The sequence below is a fragment of the Microbacterium sp. RU1D genome, from assembly GCF_900156435.1.
GTDB lineage: Bacteria > Actinomycetota > Actinomycetes > Actinomycetales > Microbacteriaceae > Microbacterium.
In genome coordinates this window covers 236,397-255,874 of record NZ_FTPQ01000002.1, presented here as the reverse complement: position 1 = coordinate 255,874, position 19,478 = coordinate 236,397, and the positions used below count along the sequence as shown (strand labels likewise).

Genomic DNA, 19,478 nt, shown 5'->3' with positions numbered 1-19,478 from the left:
GCCGATGACCTCGGGTGATCGCACCACCGCGCTCACCGCCCTCGCCCGCACCGGCTTCTCGCAGCTCACCGAGGCAGACACCCTGCTCGGCGAGCTCGAGGAGTCGGTCGGTGTGGGCCGGGCGGAAGCCATGCGGCTCGCGCAGCGCGTGGCCGATCCCGACCGTGCGCTCCGGGCCATCCTGCAGGTGGCGCGGCGCGACATCGGCGCGGTCCGCGCGGCGGCCGCCGACGCGGGAGCCTGGCGCGCGCTGTGGGACATCGTCGGCGCATCCGACGGCTTCGCCGAGTTCTACCTCCGGCATCCCGACGAGCTCGTGCACCTTTCGGGCGCCGGCCTGACCCTGCCGGATGAGCCCACGATGCGCGCCGAGCTGCTGGCATCCGTCGGTGAGGTCGACGGCTTCGCGTCGGATGCGACGGATGCCGCCTGGGTCGCCCTGCGGGTGAGGTACCGGCGTCTGCTCGCGCGCATCGCCGCCTACGACCTCGGCCAGGACGACCCCGCGGCCGCGATCGACGTCGTCTCGTCGTCGCTCGCCGACCTCGCCGGGGCCGCCCTCGAAGCGTCGCTCAGCGTCGCTCGCTCGCGGGTTGCGGGCGTCGGGCCCGGCGCCTTCCCTCGCGCCCAGGTGGAGGCGACCCGCTTCGCCGTCATCGCGATGGGCAAGACCGGGGCGCGCGAGCTCAACTACGTCAGCGATGTCGACGTCATCTTCGTGGGCGGGTCGGCCGATGAAGAGGCCGTGAGCGAGGCGCTCGCGATCGACATCGGCACGCGCCTGGCAGTGCAGACGATGCGCGGCATCGCCGGACCCGAGATCGAGCCGCCGCTGTGGGAGGTCGACCCGAACCTGCGCCCCGAGGGCAAGCAGGGCGCGCTGGTACGCAGCCTCGCCTCGCACCAGCAGTACTACGCGCGGTGGGCGAAGAGCTGGGAGTTCCAGGCGCTGCTGAAGGCGCGCGCGATCGCGGGCGATGCCTCGCTCGGCGCTGAGTACGTCGCCGCGGTGCAGCCGCTCGTGTGGCACAGTGCGGCGCGCGAGAACTTCGTCGAGGGCGTGCAACGCATGCGCGAGCGCGTGACCGACCACATCCCCGCCGCGGAGGTCAACCGACAGCTCAAGCTCGGGCCCGGTGGCATCCGTGATGTCGAGTTCACCGTGCAGCTGCTGCAGCTCGTGCACGGACTCACCGATGAGCGCATCCGCCAGCGCGGCACGCTGGAGGCGCTCGACGCCCTCGTCGCCGAAGGCTACATCGGCCGCAGCGAGGCCGAGGCCTTCGGGCGCGACTACCGGCTGCTCCGTCTGCTCGAGCACCGCCTGCAGTTGCGGGGGCTCCGTCGCACGGCGCTCGTGCCCGAGAAGGACGACGATCTGCGGGTGCTCGCTCGCGCGTCCCGGCTGGCCGATTCGGCATCCGGTGTTCAAGCGGTGTGGGAGGGTATCAAGCGCGAGGTGCGCGACATCCACGTGCGCCTGTTCTACCGCCCGCTGCTGTCGGCCGTGGCGGCCCTGCCCGAGGGCGAGCGGACCCTGTCGACCGAGCAGGCGCGCGACCGCCTCGCGGCCATCGGGTTCCGCGATCCGGCCGGCGCCCTGCGCCACATCGCCGCGCTGACGAGCGGTCTGAGCCGCAAGGCGACGATCCAGCGGCACCTCATGCCGATCATGATCCGCTGGTTCGCCGACGGCGTCGATCCCGACTACGGCCTGCTGGTGTTCCGCCGGATCAGCGAGCGGCTGGGAAACACCCCGTGGTTCCTGCGGATGCTGCGCGACTCTGCCGGCGCGGCCGAGAGCCTCACCCGCGTGCTCTCGGGCTCGCGCTACATCGGCGAGTTGATGGAGTGGATCCCCGAGTCGGTGGCGTGGCTCGACGACGACGCCCTGCTGCGCCCGCGCTCGGGCAAGGCCCTCGAAGACGAGGCGCGCGCCATCCAGACGCGTTGGCAGAACATCGACGACGCGATGCGGTCCGTGCGGGCGCTGCGCCGCCGCGAGATGCTGCGCGTGGCGATGGCGGCCGTGCTCGGCACCGTCTCTCTCGAGGAGCTCTCCGACGCGCTCACCACGATCACCGAGGTGACGATCCAGGCGACCCTGCGCGCGGTCCGCCGGGTCGTGGTGCCTCTCGAAGACGACGACCTCGACTTCGCGGTCATCGCGATGGGACGCTTCGGCGGCCGCGAGCTCGGCTTCGGGTCGGATGCCGACGTGATGTACGTCTACCGCGCGAACGGCGTCGATCCGCAGCGGGCGAGTCAGCTGGCTCTGAAGATCGTCGCGGGGCTGCGCGAGCAGTCCGAGGACCACCGTCTCCCGCTCGATCTCGATGCCGAGCTGCGCCCGGAGGGACGCAGCGGACCGCTGGCCCGCTCCATCGAGGCCTACGCGGAGTACTACCGCCGGTGGTCGCTGTCGTGGGAGGCGCAGGCGCTGCTGCGCGCCCGCGGCGTCGCGGGCAGCGTCAAGCTCATCCGCTCGTTCCTGGAGCTCGCCGACGAGGTGCGCTATCCCGTGTCGGCCGATCAGAACGGTCTGCGCGAGATCCGTCGGATCAAGGCGCGCGTCGAGAACGAGCGGCTGCCCCAGGGCGCCGACCCCGCTCGGCACCTCAAGCTCGGTCCCGGCTCGCTCAGCGACGTCGAGTGGCTCGTGCAATTGCTGCAGCTGCAGCACGCGCGGGCGGTTCCCGACATGCGCACCACCTCGACGCTCGGCGCCCTCGAGGCCGCGACCGTCGCGGGCGTCGTCGAGCGTGATGCGAGTGACAAGCTCGCGGCCGCGTGGCACCTGGCATCCCGCCTGCGGTCCGCGAACACACTGCTGTCGGGGCAGACCAGCGACATCCTGCCGGTCGACCGGGGGCGCCTCGACGGCATCGGTCGCATCCTCGAGTACCCGCCCCGCTCCGCCACGCAGGTCGAAGAGGACTACCTCGGCGCGACCCGGCGTGCCCGCCGCGTGTTCGACAAGCTCTTCTACGGCTGAGCGCCCGCCGTCACGGCCGGGCCGTCGGCATCCATCACAGCCGGCGCGCTCACGCCATCAGGCGCTCGCGCACCTCTCGGCGCTGCACCTTGCCGATGAGAGAGCGGGGAAGGTCGTCGACCACGACCACGCGGCGCGGCACCTTGTAGGCGGCAAGGCGCGCCTTGCAGAAGTCGCGGATGGCGTCGGGCTCGACCTCGACGCCCTCGCGCAGCACGATCGCCGCGGCGACGTCCTCGCCTCCGCTCGACTTCGGCAGGGCGACGACGGCCGCGCCGGCGATGTCGGGGTGCGAGGTGAGGACGTCCTCGACCTCGCTCGGCGAGACGTTGAAGCCGCCCGTGATGATGATCTCCTTCAGCCGGTCGACGATGGTGACGAATCCGTCGGGAGAGACCGAGGCGATGTCACCGGTGCGCAGCCACCCGCCGTCGAGCAGGGCGGCCGCCGTGTCGGAGGGGCGGTTCCAGTACCCCTGGAACACCTGCGGACCGCGAAGCAGTAGTTCGCCGGGCTCGCCCAGCGGGCGGTCGACGGTGGGATCGTCGGGATCGACGACCCGGATCTCGGTGCTGGGGAACGGCACGCCCACCGTGCCGGGGCGGCGCGAGGGTCCGATCGGATTGCCCAGGGCCACCGGCGACGACTCGGTCATGCCGTACCCCTCGACGAGCAGACCGCCGGTCGCCGCCTCCCACCGGTCGACGGTGGCCACGGGCAGGCTCATCGCCCCCGAGATGGCGAAGCGAACGCTTTTCAGGTCGATCGTGCCGCGCGCGGCCGCCCGCGCGAGCTGGTCGTAGATGGGCGGCACGGCGGGGAGGAAGGTCGGGGGGCTCTTCTTCGAGGCGGCGACGACCAGGTCGAGGTCGTACTTCGGGAAGAGCACGAGCTTCGCGCCGATGCTCATCGCGAACGTCAGGCACAGCGTGAGGCCGTACGCATGGAAGAGGGGGAGCACCCCGTAGAACGTCTCCTCGCCGTCGTGCAGACCGGGCACCCAGGCGCGCCCCTGCATCGCGTTGGCACGGAGGTTCGCGTGCGTGAGCACCGCGCCCTTCGGGCTCCCGGTGGTGCCGCTGGTGTACTGCAGCAGCGCGATGTCGTCGAGCGTGGGCCCGACGTGCTTGCGCGAGAGAGAGCCGTGGGTCAGCAGCTTCTTCCACGCGATCGGACGCTTCGACCTGGGCGTTGCGGTGAGCTGGGTGCGGGCCGCCCGTGCCTTCGCCACCGGAAGACGCAGCGCGAGCCGCTTGCCGAGGGGGAGCGCCTCGGTGATGTCGACGCTCACCACGTGCTCGAGCGCCAGATCGGAGGGAAATTCGGCGACGGTGTCGGCCAGCTTGTCCCACACGATCGCGAACCGCGCGCCGTGGTCCTCGAATTGGTGCCGCAGCTCGCGCGGCGTGTAGAGGGGATTGTGCTCGATGACGATGGCCCCGAGCCGCAGCGCGGCATAGAACGCGACCACGTGCTGCGGTGAGTTCGGCAGCACGAGCGCCACTCGGTCACCGGCCCGGACGCCGAGCCGGCGCAGCCCCTCTGCGGCGCGGGCGACCTCGTCGCCCAGGTCGCGGTACGTGGTGGTCGCACCGAAGAACTCGAGGGCGACCTTCTTGCCGTAGGCGCTGACGCTGGCGGCGAGCATCTCGGGGAGCGTCTGCGACGGCGCGTCGATCTCGAGCGGCACGCCCTCGGCGTACGACGTCGACCACGGACGCGAGACGTAGGGAGAATCCGGCATTCCTCCATCCTGGCGTGCCCCACCGACATCGCGGCGGAGAGGCACCTGTGCGGATGCCGGGAAGCCGCGGCGGGGGAACGGACCGAGGCGAAGACGGGCCGTCGGCATGCTTCGATGGGGGAGTGCCGCAGCTTTCCGATCCGCGCCTCCCCGACCGGTGCTCGCCCGTTCCGCGCCGACGGCTCCGGCGGGCGCGGGCGAACCCGTCGTGACTTCTCTCCGGAAGCGTTGGATCGAGAACCTCGACGCGAGCCTCCTGCGTCTCGGGCGCGGGCGTGCGCTGCTGATGGTCGCCGTCGCCCTGGTGATGGGGGCGGTCATCGCGGCATTCGCCCTCTCCGCCCTCGCCCGGATCGCGGCGGGCGATCTGCTGTGGACCGACACGCTCGGATCCGGCCGCCGCCGCATGCCCGCCGTGATCGTCGTCGGCATCGGCGGTCCGGTGGCCGTGCTCTTCGTCGTCTACGGCGCGAGCCTGGCCGGTCGTCTCGTGCGCCGCTGGCCCGAGGTGCCGCGGCGTCGACGGCGATGACCCTCGCGTCCGGCGCGCGAGGCGCCTAGCCTTTCGGGCATGTGCCGCAACATCGTCCCCCTGCACAACTTCATGCCGCCGGCGACGGATGCCGAGTGCCACGACGCCGCTCTGCAGTTCGTCCGTAAGATCGTGGGCACGACGACGCCGTCGCGCGCCAACCAGGACGTCTTCGATCGCGCCGTCGCCGAGATCTCGGCATCCGTGCGTCATCTGCTCGACGACCTCGTCACGAAGGCGCCGCCGAAGGTGCGGGAGGTCGAGGCCGCGAAGAGACAGGCGCGCTCTGCCGACCGGTACGAGGCGATCCGCGTGTTCCAGGAGCAGAAGCGCGCGGCACGCACCGGGTGACACACATTCGAAGATGTGTTCTATGATGGGATGCCTCGGCCGGAGGAAGGAACCGGCGCACGCGTGGAGACATGGCATCCCATCATGGCCGCTGTCGAGGGCCCCACGGGCACGTGGCGGATGGTCGATCCGCAGGACCGGGAGTACGGCCTCATCGAGATCCGCCGCGTCATGAACGGGCAGCAGGTCGCGTACCGGGTCGCCGTGCGCGGCGACGTCATCGGATGGGCCCACACCTTGCGGCTCGCCTGCCACAAAGCACACGTGGCTCACCTGGCATCCATGGGCAACCCCGGACCACCGGCCGCGGATTGGGGGAGGAGCGGCAGCGGGTCGAAAAGGCGCTGAACGCTCCCGGGTGGCGCCGCCGAGTGGTCGACGTCTGCGTCCCTCCGCGGCCCTCGGGTTCGCCGGGAACACGAAGAGCCCCCCAGGTCGGACCTGGAGGGCTCTTCGTCGGATTCTGCGGGAGAACGCGGGCTTCCTGCCCGGGTCACACCGAGGATCGGTGCGGGCGATCAGACCCCGAAGTACAGCTCGTACTCGAACGGGTGCGGGCGCTGGGCGATCGGCTGGATCTCGTTCTCGATCTTGTACTCGATCCAGGTGTCGATGAGCTCCTGCGTGAACACGCCGCCCGCGAGGAGGAACTCGTGGTCGGCGCGCAGGGCCTCGAGCGAGTCGAGCAGCGAGTTCGGAACCTGCGGGATGTTGCGCGCCTCTTCGGCGGGGAGCTCGTAGAGGTCCTTGTCGACGGGCTCGTGCGGCTCGATGCGGTTCTTGATGCCGTCGATGCCGGCCATCAGCTGGGCCGCGAACGCGAGGTACGGGTTGCCCGAGGCGTCGGGCGCACGGAACTCGATGCGCTTCGCCTTCGGGTTGGTGCCCGTGATCGGGATGCGGATGGCAGCCGAGCGGTTACCCGCCGAGTACACCAGGTTGACCGGAGCCTCGAAGCCCTTCACCAGGCGGTGGTAGCTGTTGAGGGTCGGGTTGGTGAAGGCGAGCACGGCGGGCGCGTGCGCCAGCAGACCACCGATGTACCAGCGGGCGATGTCGGAGAGTCCGCCGTAGCCGGTCTCGTCGTAGAACAGCGGCTTGCCGTCGTTCCACAGCGACTGGTGGGTGTGCATGCCGGAGCCGTTGTCACCGAAGAGCGGCTTGGGCATGAAGGTCGCGACCTTGCCCCACTGCTCGCAGGTGTTCTTGACGATGTACTTGAACTTCAGGATGTCGTCGGCCGCGTGCAGCATCGTGTCGAAGCGGTAGTTGATCTCCTGCTGACCACCGGTGCCGACCTCGTGGTGCGAACGCTCGAGCGCGAAGCCCGCCTCGATCAGCTTGAGGGTGATGTCGTCGCGGAGGTCCGCCGTCTTGTCGACGGGGGAGACGGGGAAGTAACCGCCCTTGTAGGGGGTCTTGTTGGCGAGGTTCCCGCCCTCTTCCTCGCGGCCGGTGTTCCAGGCGCCTTCCTCGGAGTCGACCGAGTAGAAGCTCGAGTTCTGCTTCACTTCGTAACGCACGTCGTCGAAGATGTAGAACTCGGCCTCGGGGGCGAAGAACGCGGTGTCGGCGATGCCGGTGGAGGCGAGGTACTTCTCGGCCTTCTTGGCGACCTGACGCGGGTCCTTGCCGTAGATCTCACCGTTGCGCGGGTTGTAGATGTCGAAGACCATGACCAGGGTCTTCGCCTCGCGGAACTGGTCGACGTACGCGGTCGTCACGTCGGGGATCAGCTGCATGTCCGACTCGTGGATGTTCGCGAACCCGCGGATCGACGAGCCATCGAACAGCTGTCCGACGGTGAAGAACTCCTCGTCGACGGTCGAGGCGGGGATGTTGAAGTGCTGCTGCACACCAGGAAGATCCGTGAAACGGATGTCGAGGAACTTGACGTCCTCGTCCTGGATGAACTTCAGCACCTCGGACGAATCTTTGAACATGAAGACTCCAGAGGTAGAACATTCGGGATCATGCCGGCCTCGGCCAGCCTCCTCGACCCTACCCAGAACCGGTGTCCCGGTCATATCTCGCATGTTTCCGGGATGTTACGGCGGCCCGATTACGCTGGATGCCGTGAGCGTCCCCGCCGAGAACGACTACCCGGGCCAGCGGCTCGGCCTTCCCCGCGAGGGTCGCGGTTCCATCGCCCGTCCGGGGCGCCGCATCGCGGCCCTGCTGATCGACGTCGCGAGCGCCGGGCTCATCGGCTTCGCGTTCTTCTCGACCCCCGATCCGGTGACGGGGGTTCCGTTCGCCAACCCCATCGCGACAAACCTCATCTTCTTCGCGGTGCAGATCCTCTTCATCCCGCTCATCGGCGGCAGCCCCGGGCATCGACTGATGGGGATGCGCCTCGAACTGGCGTCCGGGGGCTGGGTGGGACTGTGGCGTCCCATCGTGCGGACGCTCCTGCTCGCCGTCATCATCCCCGCGGTCGTGTGGGACGCCGACCAGCGGGGTCTGCACGACAAAGCGGTCGGCACGGTTCTCGTCCGCAGCTAGCCGAACCCGCGCGCACGAGAAAGGCCCCCGCTGTGCGGGGGCCTTTCTCGTGGGATCAACGCGGGCGCGGAGCGCGCATCTTCGTCGGGTCGACGCCCTTCGGGATGGGCAGCGACGACAGGCCCTGCGAAACCGAGGAGACGCGCTTGATGACGGCGGCCATCGTGGCGCGGTCGACCTTCTTGGGCAGCGCCTTGATGGTCGAGGCCAGCTTGGCGATCGGCACCTCGTCATCGCCGTGACCGACGTAGAGAACCGTGACGGGAACGCCCGCGGCCACACGGAGCACGCGTGAGCGCTCCTCGCCGACCAGGCGCGTCAAACGGCTGCGGTTGCCCTCGCCGATCAGCACCACGCCGCCGCGACCAATCGCTCGATACAGCGCCTCCTGCGTCCGGGGGTTCACACCGACGGGGGTCTCCGAGGCCTGCCAGTTGCGCCCGAGCGACGACGACAGCACGTGGCCGGTGGCACCGGGCATGCCGTCGATCTTCTTGTACATCGCCGTGGTCGACAGACGCGTCATGGTGATCATCCCGGCCAGGATGCCGGCCAGCAGGCCCGTGACGGCCCACAGAATGATGCTCCACACGGCGAGCGGCGGAATGAGGAAGCCGACGAGCACACCGAGGGCGATGCCCACCAGGACGATGCCCGCGAGCAGGAAGGGCAGCCAGCGGTACTCCTTCTGCGTGAAGGTGTAGAGCGTTTTCAGCTGCGAGAAGAAGCCCGGACGCTTCTCGGGCGTGGTGGTGCGAGCGGCCATGACGACGATTCTATCTTCGCCGCGAACGGTTCCTCCCCAGCGGCCCTTCCCCGGCATCCATCCCCACTCGAGCCCGGGTCCGCTTCGCGCGCCTCCGCCGTCGTGCACCCTCGGGGGATGAGCACGACCGCCTCCGCTTCCCCCGCCGAACCGTTCGTCGCGTACCTGCGTCGCCGCGGTGCGAGTGCCACGGCCCTGACGCCGGGCGAGGTCGTCACAGCCACGGTAGGTCTCCTCCGCGGATGCCGACGCGCGACCGACCGATCCGGCGGAAGCGCCTGGTGGCTGACGGCGGAGGGACGCCCGGTCGTCGTGGGGGAAGATTCGGCCCCCGACGTCGTCACGGCCACCGCCGACAGCCTCGGACGTCTGGCCGCGCTCACCCCTGATCCGACGACGCGCGACCTCGTCGACCGCGCGAGGGCGGCGGTGTCGACCCGCCCGCCACGCGAATGGGATGCCGTCGAGAGGCGCCTTTTCTCCCACGCCGACCCGAAGCCCTTGGTGCTCGGCCCCCTGACACCAGTGGTCGTCGATCAGCCGCCGACCGTTCCCTCCGTGCCCGCGAGGGGTCCGTTCGCCCTCCTCGACGACGACATCGGCGCCGCGATACGGCGGAGTCTCACAAGCCTCCGAGAACGGTGGGGATCATCGTCCCGGTTCCGTGGGAGCGCCGTCGGGGCGGGCGTCGCTGCAGCGGTGCTGGTCGGCGCTGCCGTCTTCCTCCCCGGCACGGCCGAACCGGCTCCGGCCGCCTCGGCGACGCCGGGCGTGTCCAGGACGGCCCCGCCGTCGGCGACGGTCGTCCCGCAGCCCTCGGCGACCTCACCCTGGCCCGTCGACGACCGCGTCCCCCTGTCCGATGACATGGTCGTGGTCGCGCGGCGGCTTTTCGCGGAGATCGCGCTCTGCGCGGATGACCCGTGCCGCAGCGCCTTCGACGAGCCGTCGACGTTCGGGCGCGAGCCGTTGCTCGCTGACGCGGAGCACGCCGAGATCACTCTGCTCGAGGATTTCGGCGGCGTGACGGTGGTCCATGTCGCGTATGGGGCGACCACGCAATACGTGACCCTGGTCCGCCAGAACGACCGATGGCTGGTCCGCGCCGTCGAAACGGTCGCGGACCAGCCATCATGAGCCGGTGCTCGACGGTGTCAGATGCCGAGGTCTCCCTCGAACTGCGCCGCCTCGAGCCGCGCCTTGACGGCGCCGAGGAAGCGGGCCGCGTCGGCACCGTCGATGATGCGGTGATCGTACGACAGGGCCAGGTAGACGTAGGAGCGCACCGAGATGGCATCCTTCCCGTCGACCGAGACGACGCCCGGCTTCTTCACGACGGCGCCGAGGCCGAGAATCGCGGACTGCGGCAGGAACACGATCGGCGTGTCGAACAGCGCGCCACGCGAACCCGTGTTGGTCAGCGTGAACGTGCCACCGGCGAGCTCGTCGGGCTTCAGCTTGTTGTCACGCGTGCGGGCGGCGAGATCGGCGATCTCGCGGGCCAGCTGGGCGATGTTCTTCTCGCCGGCGTCCTTGACGACCGGGGTGAGAAGGCCGCGCTCGGTGTCGACGGCGATCGCGACGTTCTCCTGGGCGGGGTAGACGATCTCGTCACCCTCGACCGTGGAGTTGATGATCGGGTAGGTCTTGAGCGCCTCGATGGCCGCGATCGCGAAGAACGGGAGGAACGACAGCTTGTCGCCCGTCTTCTGCTGGAACTCGCCCTTGAACCGGTCGCGCAGAGCGGCGACCTTCGTGACGTCGACCTCGACCACCGTGGTGAGCTGAGCGGTCGCCTGCATCGACGCCACCGCGCGCTCGGCGATCACCTTGCGCAGACGCGACATCTTCTGGGTCGTACCGCGCAGCGGCGAGACCTCGACGGGTGCGGGAGCGGCGGCGGCCGGAGCAGCGGCCGTAGCGGGAGCGGCGGAGGCCGACTTCGCAGCCTCGGCCGCCTTGAGCACGTCCTCCTTGCGGATGCGACCGCCGACGCCGCTACCCGTGACCGACTTCAGGTCGACGCCCTGCTGCTGAGCCAGACGACGCACGAGGGGGGTGACGTACGTGACGTCGTCGTTCGACGAAGCGGCGGGAGCGGGGGCGGCAGGCTTCTCAGCGGCGGCGGGCTGCGCGGCGGCGGGCTTCTCCTCCGCGACGGGCTTCTCCTCGGCGGCCGGCTTCTCCTCCGCGACGGGAGCGGGCTGTTCAGCCGGCTTCTCCTCGGCCGCGGGGGCGGCGGGAGCCTCCTCCTGCGCAGGAGCGGGGGCTCCGCTGCCGATGCGCGCGAGAGCGGCGCCGACGTTCACGGTCTCGTCTTCCTGAACGAGGATCTCCTGCAGCGTGCCGGCCACGGGCGAGGGAATCTCGGTGTCGACCTTGTCGGTGGAGATCTCGAGAAGCGGCTCGTCGACCGCGACGTCGTCGCCGACGGCCTTGAGCCAGCGGGTGACGGTGCCCTCGGTCACGCTCTCGCCCAGCTCGGGGAGGACGACCTCGGTGGCGTCATCGGAGGACGCGGGAGCCGACGAGGCGGCGGGAGCAGGCTGCTCGGCCGGCGCGGACTCGGCCGGCGCGGACTCCTCGGCGGGAGCCGCTTCCTGCTCGGCGGGCGCGGCCTCGGGGGCGTCATCGCTGGACGGCGCACCCGATCCGTCGCCGATCTTGGCGAGGACAGCCCCGACCTCGACGGTCTCGTCCTCTTGGACGAGGATCTCTTCGATCACGCCCGAGACGGGGGAGGGGATCTCGGTGTCGACCTTGTCGGTCGAGATCTCCAACAGCCCCTCGTCCTCCTGGACGGTGTCACCGACCTGCTTGAGCCAGCGGGTGACCGTTCCCTCGGTGACGCTCTCGCCGAGAGCGGGGAGGACGACGGATGTGCTCATGGATATGTCTCCTTCGTACCGTATGCGGTGTCTAGCTTAGTGACCGGTTGTCGGTCAGAGTGCGTGCAGCGGCTTGCCCGCGAGTGCCAGGAAGGCCTCGCCGAGCGCCTCGCTCTGAGTGGGGTGCGCGTGGATGAACGGCGCGATGTCTTCGGGGTGCGCTTCCCAGCCGACGGCGAGTTGCGCCTCGGAGATCAGCTCGCCCACGCGGTCGCCCACCAGATGGGCGCCCACGACGGGGCCGTCGACGCGCCGGACGATCTTCACGATGCCCGAGGTGCCGATGATCTCGCTGCGGCCGTTTCCGGCCAGGTTGTACTCGTACGCGCGGACGGCCTCGGATCCGTAACGATCCTGCGCCTGAGCTTCGGTCAGTCCGACCGAGGCCACCTCGGGGTGCGAATAAGCGACGCGCGGCACATCGGTGTCGGAGACGAGGACGGGGGAGAGCCCCGCGATCTCCTCCGCGACGAAGATGCCCTGCTGGAAGCCGCGGTGGGCCAGCTGCAGGCCGGGCACGATGTCACCGACGGCCCACACGTGGGGAGAGGCCGTCCGCAGTCGGGCATCGGTCTGCACGAAACCGCGCTCCATCACGACGCCGGCTTCCTCGTACCCGAGCCCTGCGGTCGCGGGGCCTCGCCCGACGGCGACCAGCACGTAGTCGGCCGCGAGAACGCTGCCGTCGTCCAGGGTCACCGCGACACCGTCGTCGTCCGACGCCAGCGACGTGAACCGCCGGCCCAGCTGGAAGGCGATGCCGCGCTTGCGGAACGCGCGTTCGAGGGCCTTACTCGAGGACACGTCCTCGGCAGGAAGAAGGTGGGGCAGGGCTTCGACGATCGTGACGTCGACCCCGAACGAGCGCCACACGCTCGCGAACTCCACGCCGATGACGCCACCGCCGAGAACCACGACGCGCTGCGGGACGACGTCGAGGTCGAGGGCCTGCTCGCTCGTCAGCACGCGACCGCCGATCTCGAGACCCGGGAGGCTGCGGCTGTACGAACCGGTCGCGAGGATCACGTCGGTTCCGCGGTACAGGTCGTCACCGACACGCACCGCGGGTCCCGCTTCCAGAACACCCGAGCCCGGGACGACACGGATGCCGCGCGCCGAGATGAGCCCCTCCAGCCCCTTGAACTTCTTGGCGACGATGCCCTCGCGGTACTCCCGCACGCGGACCGGGTCGATGCCGCTGAAGGTGACGTCGACGCCGATGTCGGCCGCCCCGCGCGCGGCATCCGCGACCTCGCCCGCGTGGAGCAGGGCCTTCGTCGGAATGCAGCCACGGTGCAGGCACGTGCCGCCGAGCTTGTCCTTCTCCACCAGCACGACGTCCTTGCCGAGCTCGGCGAGGCGCAGCGCCGCGGCGTATCCGCCGCTGCCGCCACCGAGGACGACGACGTCCGCGGTGTAGTCGGTCACCGTGCGCCGTCCGAGGCGAGCAGCTCCACCAGCGAGCGGACGGTCGCTCCGGTCACGCCCTTGTCGGTGTACCCGAACGGGGCCGATTTGTTCATGCCCACACCGGCGATGTCGAGGTGCACCCACGGAATGCGGGGCGCGTCGGCATCCTCCGAGACCCGACCGACGAAGTGGCGCAGGAACAGCCCGGCGAAAAGCGACCCGCCGGCGGGGTCGCCGATCTTCGCGTTCTGCAGGTCGGCGATGGGCGAATCGAGGTCGTCGACCATGTGGTCGGGCAGCGGCAGCTGCCAGGCGAGTTCCGCGACCCGCCCCGCGGCCTCGAGGTACGACGCGACGGCCGCGTCGTCCCCCATGACGCCGGTGTGCCGGTTGCCGAGGGCGACGGTGATGGCGCCGGTCAGGGTGGCGACGTCGACGATCAGGTCGGGGTTCTCCCGACTGGCCGCGGCGAGACCGTCGGCGAGCACCAGGCGTCCCTCGGCGTCGGTGTTGAGAACCTCGACGGTGGTTCCGTCGAGAGTGCGCAGCACGTCTCCCGGACGCGTCGCACGACCCGACGGCATGTTGTCGGCGATGCAGAGCCATGCGCTCACCTTGACGGGGAGGGCCATCTCGGCGGCGGCCTTCAGCACGGCGAGCACCGTGGCGGCCCCGCACATGTCGTACTTCATCCCGACCATGGATGCCGGCGGCTTGAGCGACAGACCACCGGTGTCGAAGGTGATGCCCTTCCCGACGAGGGCCACGTGGCGCTCGGCGCCGGCGGGCGCGTATTCGAGACGGACCATGCGGGGCGGGCGGTCCGACCCCTGGCCCACGCCGAGGATGCCGCCGTAGCCGCCGTCTCGCAATGCGGCCTCGTCGAGGACCTCGACCTCGACGGGCAGGTCCTTCACGGCCGCGACGGCCGCATCGGCGAAGTCGGCCGGACCCAGCCACTCCGCGGGAGTGGTGACGAGGTCCTTGACCAGCGCCACGGCGCCGGAGATGGCAGCGACGGCGGCGATGTCGGCTTCCGAGGGCGTTTCCGCCGTGGACACGCTCACGCGCTCGGCGCGCGCCTTCGCGGACTTTTTCTTGTAGTCGGCGAAGCGGTATCCGCCGAGGGCCGCACCCTCGGCGATCGGACGCCACGGCGCCGCGACCAGGGACTCGATCGCGACGTGGTGGAACCCGGTCAGCTGGCGCAGCCCGGTGCCGGCGGCATCCCGCACGGCCGCCTCGGTCGTTTCAGACCCGGCACCGACCACGGCGACGGGCTTCTCGATGCCGGGCACGTGCACGCGCTGGTACGACCCGGCGGCACCGGCGAACCCGACCGCGGCCAGTGCCGCACCGAGCCCCTCCCAGCCGATGGGATCGGTCGCTCCCTCCGCAGTGGTGGGGACGATCAGCAGGATCGCATCGGCATCGGATTCGAGGACGGGGGCGTGGGTGTACGCCACTGAGGGGAACGGCATGGCATCCATCCTAGGTTCGTGCGTGTTCGCTAGCAGCGGGACGCACCGCGACCGGGCATCCGGATGCGCTCGTAGAGTGGGGGGATGCCCTCCTCCGCCCCGATGTACGATCGCGCCCCCGCCGCGCCGCCCGTGCCGTCGGGCCTGCCGCTCGTGATCGCCCTCACGGGCTTCACGGATGCCGGCGGGGCCGTCACCCGATTGGTCGAGTACTTCCGCGACGACCTCGACCCCAACCCCGTCTTCGTCTTCGACAACGACGTGCTGCTCGACTACCGTGCGCGTCGCCCCGTCATCACCTTCGTGGAGGACCACCTCACCGACTACCGGCCCGCCCGGTTGGAGCTGTCGCTGGCCCACGACTCCCTCGGCCATCCGTTCCTCCTCCTCGCGGGCTACGAGCCCGACTTCCTCTGGGAGGCCTTCGCGGAGACCGTGCTCGAGCTGTCGGCCGGGCTCCAGGTGTCGTCCGTGACGTGGGTTCACGCCATCCCCATGCCCGTGCCGCACACCCGGCCCATCGGCACCACGGTGAGCGGCACGCGTCCCGATCTCGCCGAAGCGCACTCCGTGTGGCGCCCGCACACGAAGGTCCCCTCGACCGCGGGGCACCTGCTCGAGTACCGCTTCGCCGAGGCGGGTGCGAAGGTCGCCGGTTTCGCTCTGCTCGTTCCCCACTACCTCGGCGACACCGAATACCCGGCGGCCGCACTGGCCGCCCTCGACAGCCTCACCGTCGCGACGGGCCTGGTGTTCTCCGGCGAAGTGCTCCGCGAGGAGAACCGCGAGTTCATCGGCAAGGTGACCGAACAGGTCGAGGGCAGCGAAGAACTCACGCGCATGCTCGAAGGGCTCGAAGAGCGCTACGACTCCTACATGGCCGGCTCCACGCACGCCACGCCGATCATCCACACCGGCGACCTGCCCAGTGCCGACGAGCTCGCCGCGGAACTCGAGCGGTTCCTCGCCACCCGCCCCAGCGACGACGACCGGCGCGGCAAGCTCGGCTGACCCCGCTGCGGCGGTACCGGCCCTCCGCATGATCGCCCCATGGGAGCAGAGTTCCCCGGATGCCGACCGTCCCGGCATCCGGTGGGAATGCGGCGGCCGAGCGAGGCGTTGACTACGCATAGATCCCCGGTCCGCGTCAAGTCCCGGTCCGAGGATGTGAGATGATGAAGAACCTGACCCGTTGTCATCCGGTCTAGGAGCCATGCTCCTCGGCTCGGTACTTGACAAGGGTCTTACTAGTGTCCGAGAACGACCGGCGGCCGTGCAACGTACGTTCCCGGTGAAAGGCGAAACGTGGCAGGCACGACAACCAAGACCCGCTCCCGGGGTGCGAAGGACACCGAGCTCGAGAACTCCGAGGAGACCGTGACGGCGTCGACGACGACGACCGCGAAGAAGGCTCCCGCCAAGAAGGCCCCCGCCAAGGCCAAGGCGGCGCCCGCCAAGGCAAAGACCAAGGCGAAGAAGGACGACGACCTCGAAGACGAAGAGGACGTCGACGACGAGGCCGATGTCGAGATCGACGTCGACGACAGCGACGACGCGGGCGACTCCGACGACGCGGCCAAGCCCGACGCGAAGAAGTCCGACGACGACGATGACGAGGAGACCCCGGCGGCGCCCGCCGAGGCCCTGCCCACCGGCGCGATCGTCATCTCCTCGAGCGACGAGGACGACGTCCCCGTCTACTCGGCGCAGATCACCGGCGCGACGGCCGATCCGGTCAAGGATTACCTGAAGCAGATCGGTAAGGTCCCGCTGCTGAACGCGGCCGAAGAGGTCGAACTCGCCATGCGCATCGAGGCGGGCCTGTTCGCCGAAGAGAAGCTGTCGAACATGTCGGCGGCCGAGAAGACCAGCCAGCTGGCCCTCGACCTGCAGTGGGTCGCCCGCGACGGCCAGCGCGCGAAGAGCCACCTGCTCGGCGCCAACCTGCGTCTCGTCGTGTCGCTCGCCAAGCGCTACACCGGTCGCGGCATGCAGTTCCTCGACCTCATCCAGGAGGGCAACCTGGGCCTGATCCGTGCGGTCGAGAAATTCGACTACACCAAGGGCTTCAAGTTCTCGACCTACGCCACCTGGTGGATCCGCCAGGCGATCACCCGCGCCATGGCCGATCAGGCCCGCACCATCCGCATCCCGGTGCACATGGTCGAGGTCATCAACAAGCTCGCCCGCGTGCAGCGCCAGATGCTGCAGGACCTCGGTCGCGAACCCACTCCGGAAGAGCTCAGCCGCGAGCTCGACATGACCCCCGAGAAGGTCATCGAGGTGCAGAAGTACGGCCGGGAGCCCATCTCGCTGCACACGCCCCTCGGTGAAGACGGCGACAGCGAGTTCGGCGACCTGATCGAGGACACCGAGGCGGTCGTACCCGCTGATGCGGTCGGCTTCACCATGCTGCAGCGTCAGCTGGAGTCGCTTCTCGACTCGCTCAGCGAGCGCGAAGCGGGCGTCATCCGCATGCGCTTCGGCCTCGGCGACGGTCAGCCCAAGACCCTCGACCAGATCGGCGACACGTTCGGCGTCACGCGCGAGCGCATCCGCCAGATCGAGTCGAAGACCATGGCGAAGCTGCGTCACCCCAGCCGCTCGCAGTCGCTCCGGGACTACCTCGAATGAGCGGCGAGGCCAACGCCGGCAAGGCGCTCACCCGTACCGTCGACGGCACGTCGTACGCCCGCATCCCGATCCGTACGCGGGTGGTCATGCCGGGAGACGACCTCGACGCCTTCATCCTCGAATACGCGAAGGATGCCGTGCAGCCGGGCGACCTGCTGTTCGTCACCGAGAAGATCGTCGCGATCACCCAGGGTCGCTCGTTCAAGCTCGACAGCATCAAGCCCCGCAAGCTGGCTCTGTTCCTGTCGAAGTACGTCACGCGCACGCCCTACGGCATCGGCCTGGGCATGCCCGAAACGATGGAGATGGCGCTGCGCGAGTGCGGCACGCCCCGCATCCTCTTCGCCGCGGCCGTCTCGGCCGTGACCAAGGCGATGGGCCGTAAGGGCGACTTTTACCGCATTGCCGGTGACAAGGCGCGCGCGATCGACGGCCCCACCAAGGGCACCATCCCGCCGTACAACCAGGCGGTCGTCCTCGGGCCGGAGCGTCCGCGCGAGGTCGCCGCGCGCCTGAAGTCGCTGCTCGGCATCGACCTCGACGTCGCCGTCGTCGACATCAACGACCTCGGCGGCAACGTCCTGGGGTCGACGATGGACAAAGCCGGCGAGAAGCGCCTCGTGGCCATCCTGAAGGACAACCCGCTCGGCCAGGGTCACGAGTCGACGCCGCTCGGCATCGTCCGCCACGGCTGACGTCTCGTGATGAAAAGGCCCGTCCCGTTCTCGGGGCGGGCCTTTTCGGCATCCGGATGCCAGGACACGGTGTCCCGGGCCGCGCAGCGACGCAGACGCTTGAGCCCGTCGAACCCCCGCCGCCTGGACTCAGGCAGCCGAGCCCGTCGAAGCCACCGGAACCCGCCGTGCGCCCGGACCCTTCGACGAGCTCGGGTCCTCCCCGTCCAGGCATCTGAGCCCGTCGAACCCACCGCCGCCGGCGCCGCAGGCGGCTGAGCCCGTCGAAGCCTCCGGAACCCGCGGAGCACCCGGACCCTTTGACACGCTCAGAGTCTTCCCCGCCCAGGCGGCGGAGCCCGCCGAAGCGGCGGACGCTCTGACGAGCGCAGAGCCGCCTGCGACGCGAGAGGCCCGCCCCTCACAGGAGCGGGCCTCTCGGCATCCGGGGATCAGAACCCGATCGCGGCCTGGTAGCGGGGCTTGTGCCCGGTGCGGATGCCGGTGACGCTGGGCTTGTTCTCGTAGACGCCGGCGCCCCAGTTGCCCTCGACGAGCACGGGGCCGTCGGGGCCGACGACGATGTCCCAGCCGACGTACTGCACTTGCGGGACGACCCGCGCGACCTGGTCGACGAACGCCTTGACCTCGTCGATCATCGGTAGTTGGAAGTCCGCGATGCGCACTCCGGAGTCCGGGTGCAGCTCGTGCACGTGCCCGTGGGAGTCGTAGCCGGCGCCGAGGGCGCGACCGTTCTCGTCGAGCATCGTGTAGAAGCCGCCGAAGGTCATCTGGTCGCTCACCGCACCGCGGCCGAACTTCTGCGCCATCGCGAGGACGTGGGTCTTCTCCCCATCGAAGAACGCCGTCACCCGGGTGGTGTTGACCGTGCCGGGGCAGACGGCCGCGAGGTCGTCGTGCTGGCGGATGACCTCTTCGACGAGGATCTCGCCGCGCTCGAGGAGTCCACGGTGGAACTGCGTCCAGTCCTCGACCTCGGCCGCGTGGTAGCGGTGCACGCCGGTTCCGGCCTGGCCGACCGGCTCCTTCGTGACGATGGTGCCCAGGCGCTCGGTGAATGCGCGCAGCTCGTCGGCGTTGTCGGCGTCCACCACCATCCATTCGCGGCGGAGGAAGTCGCTGAATGTACGGTCGAACTCGACCTTGTCCTGGAAGAGACCGCGGTAGTCGGGGTGGTCGTACTTCTGCGAGATCTGGTTCGACACCGGGTGCGTCATGTACGTCGCGCGCTCGGCGGGGGTGAGGATCGCGAAGTCGTAGTCGATGTAGTCCTGGAAGCCCACGTTCTTCACGCCGGCCTGGAACAGCATGTCGGCGACGACCAGCGGCAGCGACTTGCCGTGCTGCGCGGAGGCCTCCTTGGCGCGCTCGACGACGGATCCGACGTCGATGCGGCGGGCGCGTCCGGCGAGGTAGCGCAGACGGGTGACGGGGGAGAAGCCCTGGCTAGGCATGCACGCTCCGGGGTCGGGGACGA

The 19,478-nt window shown here is 69.8% G+C and carries 16 protein-coding genes; 9 read left to right on the top strand and 7 right to left on the bottom strand.

Translation table 11 applies throughout. The features are described from left to right. The first annotated feature begins 4 nt into the window (after nucleotides 1-4). Entirely contained in the window at nucleotides 5-2,995 is a 2,991-nt protein-coding gene (locus tag B0B15_RS09900; protein ID WP_076675634.1) for a bifunctional [glutamine synthetase] adenylyltransferase/[glutamine synthetase]-adenylyl-L-tyrosine phosphorylase, read from the top strand. Between the two features lie 49 nt (nucleotides 2,996-3,044). Here the strand turns inward: B0B15_RS09900 and B0B15_RS09895 are convergent, their stop codons facing one another. Then, nucleotides 3,045-4,739: a long-chain-fatty-acid--CoA ligase gene (locus B0B15_RS09895; protein ID WP_076675632.1), complete on the bottom strand. Its 1,695-nt coding sequence runs from the start codon at nucleotides 4,737-4,739 to the stop codon at nucleotides 3,045-3,047. A 208-nt stretch (nucleotides 4,740-4,947) separates the two neighbouring features. Between B0B15_RS09895 and B0B15_RS09890 the strand changes: the two genes are divergently transcribed. From B0B15_RS09890 to B0B15_RS09880, 3 genes are all read left to right on the top strand, one after another. Next, nucleotides 4,948-5,271: a hypothetical protein gene (locus tag B0B15_RS09890; protein ID WP_143016350.1), complete on the top strand. Its 324-nt coding sequence runs from the start codon at nucleotides 4,948-4,950 to the stop codon at nucleotides 5,269-5,271. Nucleotides 5,272-5,310: 39 nt separating this feature from the next. Then, entirely contained in the window at nucleotides 5,311-5,622 is a 312-nt protein-coding gene (locus B0B15_RS09885; RefSeq protein WP_076675628.1) for a DUF2277 domain-containing protein, read from the top strand. Between the two features lie 84 nt (nucleotides 5,623-5,706). After that, nucleotides 5,707-5,970 (top strand): hypothetical protein, encoded by a 264-nt coding sequence (locus tag B0B15_RS09880; protein WP_256334273.1) that lies wholly within the window; start codon nucleotides 5,707-5,709, stop codon nucleotides 5,968-5,970. A gap of 170 nt (nucleotides 5,971-6,140) precedes the next feature. Here the strand turns inward: B0B15_RS09880 and glnA are convergent, their stop codons facing one another. Further along, nucleotides 6,141-7,565 carry a type I glutamate--ammonia ligase gene (gene glnA / locus B0B15_RS09875; protein WP_076675627.1) on the bottom strand — a complete coding sequence of 475 codons (1,425 nt, stop codon included), beginning with the start codon at nucleotides 7,563-7,565 and terminating at the stop codon, nucleotides 6,141-6,143. A 133-nt stretch (nucleotides 7,566-7,698) separates the two neighbouring features. On the opposite strand from glnA, the gene B0B15_RS09870 reads away from it, so the two are divergent. Beyond that, the gene (locus B0B15_RS09870) at nucleotides 7,699-8,127 is read left to right on the top strand and encodes an RDD family protein (RefSeq protein ID WP_076675625.1); all 429 of its coding nucleotides are present in this window, start codon (nucleotides 7,699-7,701) and stop codon (nucleotides 8,125-8,127) included. 55 nt (nucleotides 8,128-8,182) lie between these two features. Here the strand turns inward: B0B15_RS09870 and B0B15_RS09865 are convergent, their stop codons facing one another. Further along, nucleotides 8,183-8,893 (bottom strand): DUF4191 domain-containing protein, encoded by a 711-nt coding sequence (locus B0B15_RS09865; protein WP_076675623.1) that lies wholly within the window; start codon nucleotides 8,891-8,893, stop codon nucleotides 8,183-8,185. A 117-nt stretch (nucleotides 8,894-9,010) separates the two neighbouring features. On the opposite strand from B0B15_RS09865, the gene B0B15_RS09860 reads away from it, so the two are divergent. Next, entirely contained in the window at nucleotides 9,011-10,030 is a 1,020-nt protein-coding gene (locus B0B15_RS09860) for a hypothetical protein (RefSeq protein ID WP_076675621.1), read from the top strand. A 17-nt stretch (nucleotides 10,031-10,047) separates the two neighbouring features. Here B0B15_RS09860 and sucB read toward each other — a convergent pair whose 3' ends face one another. The 3 genes from sucB to B0B15_RS09845 are packed head-to-tail and all read right to left on the bottom strand — an operon-like array spanning nucleotide 10,048 to nucleotide 14,672. Beyond that, nucleotides 10,048-11,781, bottom strand: a complete 1,734-nt coding sequence (sucB, locus tag B0B15_RS09855; protein ID WP_076675619.1) for a 2-oxoglutarate dehydrogenase, E2 component, dihydrolipoamide succinyltransferase — start codon at nucleotides 11,779-11,781, stop codon at nucleotides 10,048-10,050. 54 nt (nucleotides 11,782-11,835) lie between these two features. After that, a complete protein-coding gene (gene lpdA, locus B0B15_RS09850) occupies nucleotides 11,836-13,209 on the bottom strand; it encodes a dihydrolipoyl dehydrogenase (RefSeq protein WP_076675617.1) in 1,374 nt (457 codons plus the stop codon). Further along, a complete protein-coding gene (locus B0B15_RS09845; RefSeq protein ID WP_076676445.1) occupies nucleotides 13,206-14,672 on the bottom strand; it encodes a leucyl aminopeptidase in 1,467 nt (488 codons plus the stop codon). The genes lpdA and B0B15_RS09845 overlap by 4 nt, the downstream gene beginning before the upstream one ends. A gap of 84 nt (nucleotides 14,673-14,756) precedes the next feature. Between B0B15_RS09845 and B0B15_RS09840 the strand changes: the two genes are divergently transcribed. The 3 genes from B0B15_RS09840 to B0B15_RS09830 all read left to right on the top strand — a co-directional run bounded on the left by B0B15_RS09840 (nucleotide 14,757) and on the right by B0B15_RS09830 (nucleotide 18,001). Next, nucleotides 14,757-15,683, top strand: a complete 927-nt coding sequence (locus tag B0B15_RS09840; protein WP_076675615.1) for a proteasome assembly chaperone family protein — start codon at nucleotides 14,757-14,759, stop codon at nucleotides 15,681-15,683. Nucleotides 15,684-15,977: 294 nt separating this feature from the next. Next, complete coding sequence (locus tag B0B15_RS09835; protein ID WP_076675613.1) at nucleotides 15,978-17,306, top strand: RNA polymerase sigma factor; 1,329 nt, start codon at nucleotides 15,978-15,980, stop codon at nucleotides 17,304-17,306. After that, nucleotides 17,303-18,001: a coenzyme F420-0:L-glutamate ligase gene (locus tag B0B15_RS09830; RefSeq protein WP_076675611.1), complete on the top strand. Its 699-nt coding sequence runs from the start codon at nucleotides 17,303-17,305 to the stop codon at nucleotides 17,999-18,001. Before B0B15_RS09835 ends, B0B15_RS09830 begins: the two co-directional genes overlap by 4 nt. 431 nt (nucleotides 18,002-18,432) lie before the next feature. Here B0B15_RS09830 and B0B15_RS09825 read toward each other — a convergent pair whose 3' ends face one another. After that, on the bottom strand, nucleotides 18,433-19,455 hold the full coding sequence (locus B0B15_RS09825) for a sugar-transfer associated ATP-grasp domain-containing protein (RefSeq protein WP_076675609.1): 1,023 nt from the start codon (nucleotides 19,453-19,455) through the stop codon (nucleotides 18,433-18,435). Nucleotides 19,456-19,478: the final 23 nt, after the last annotated feature.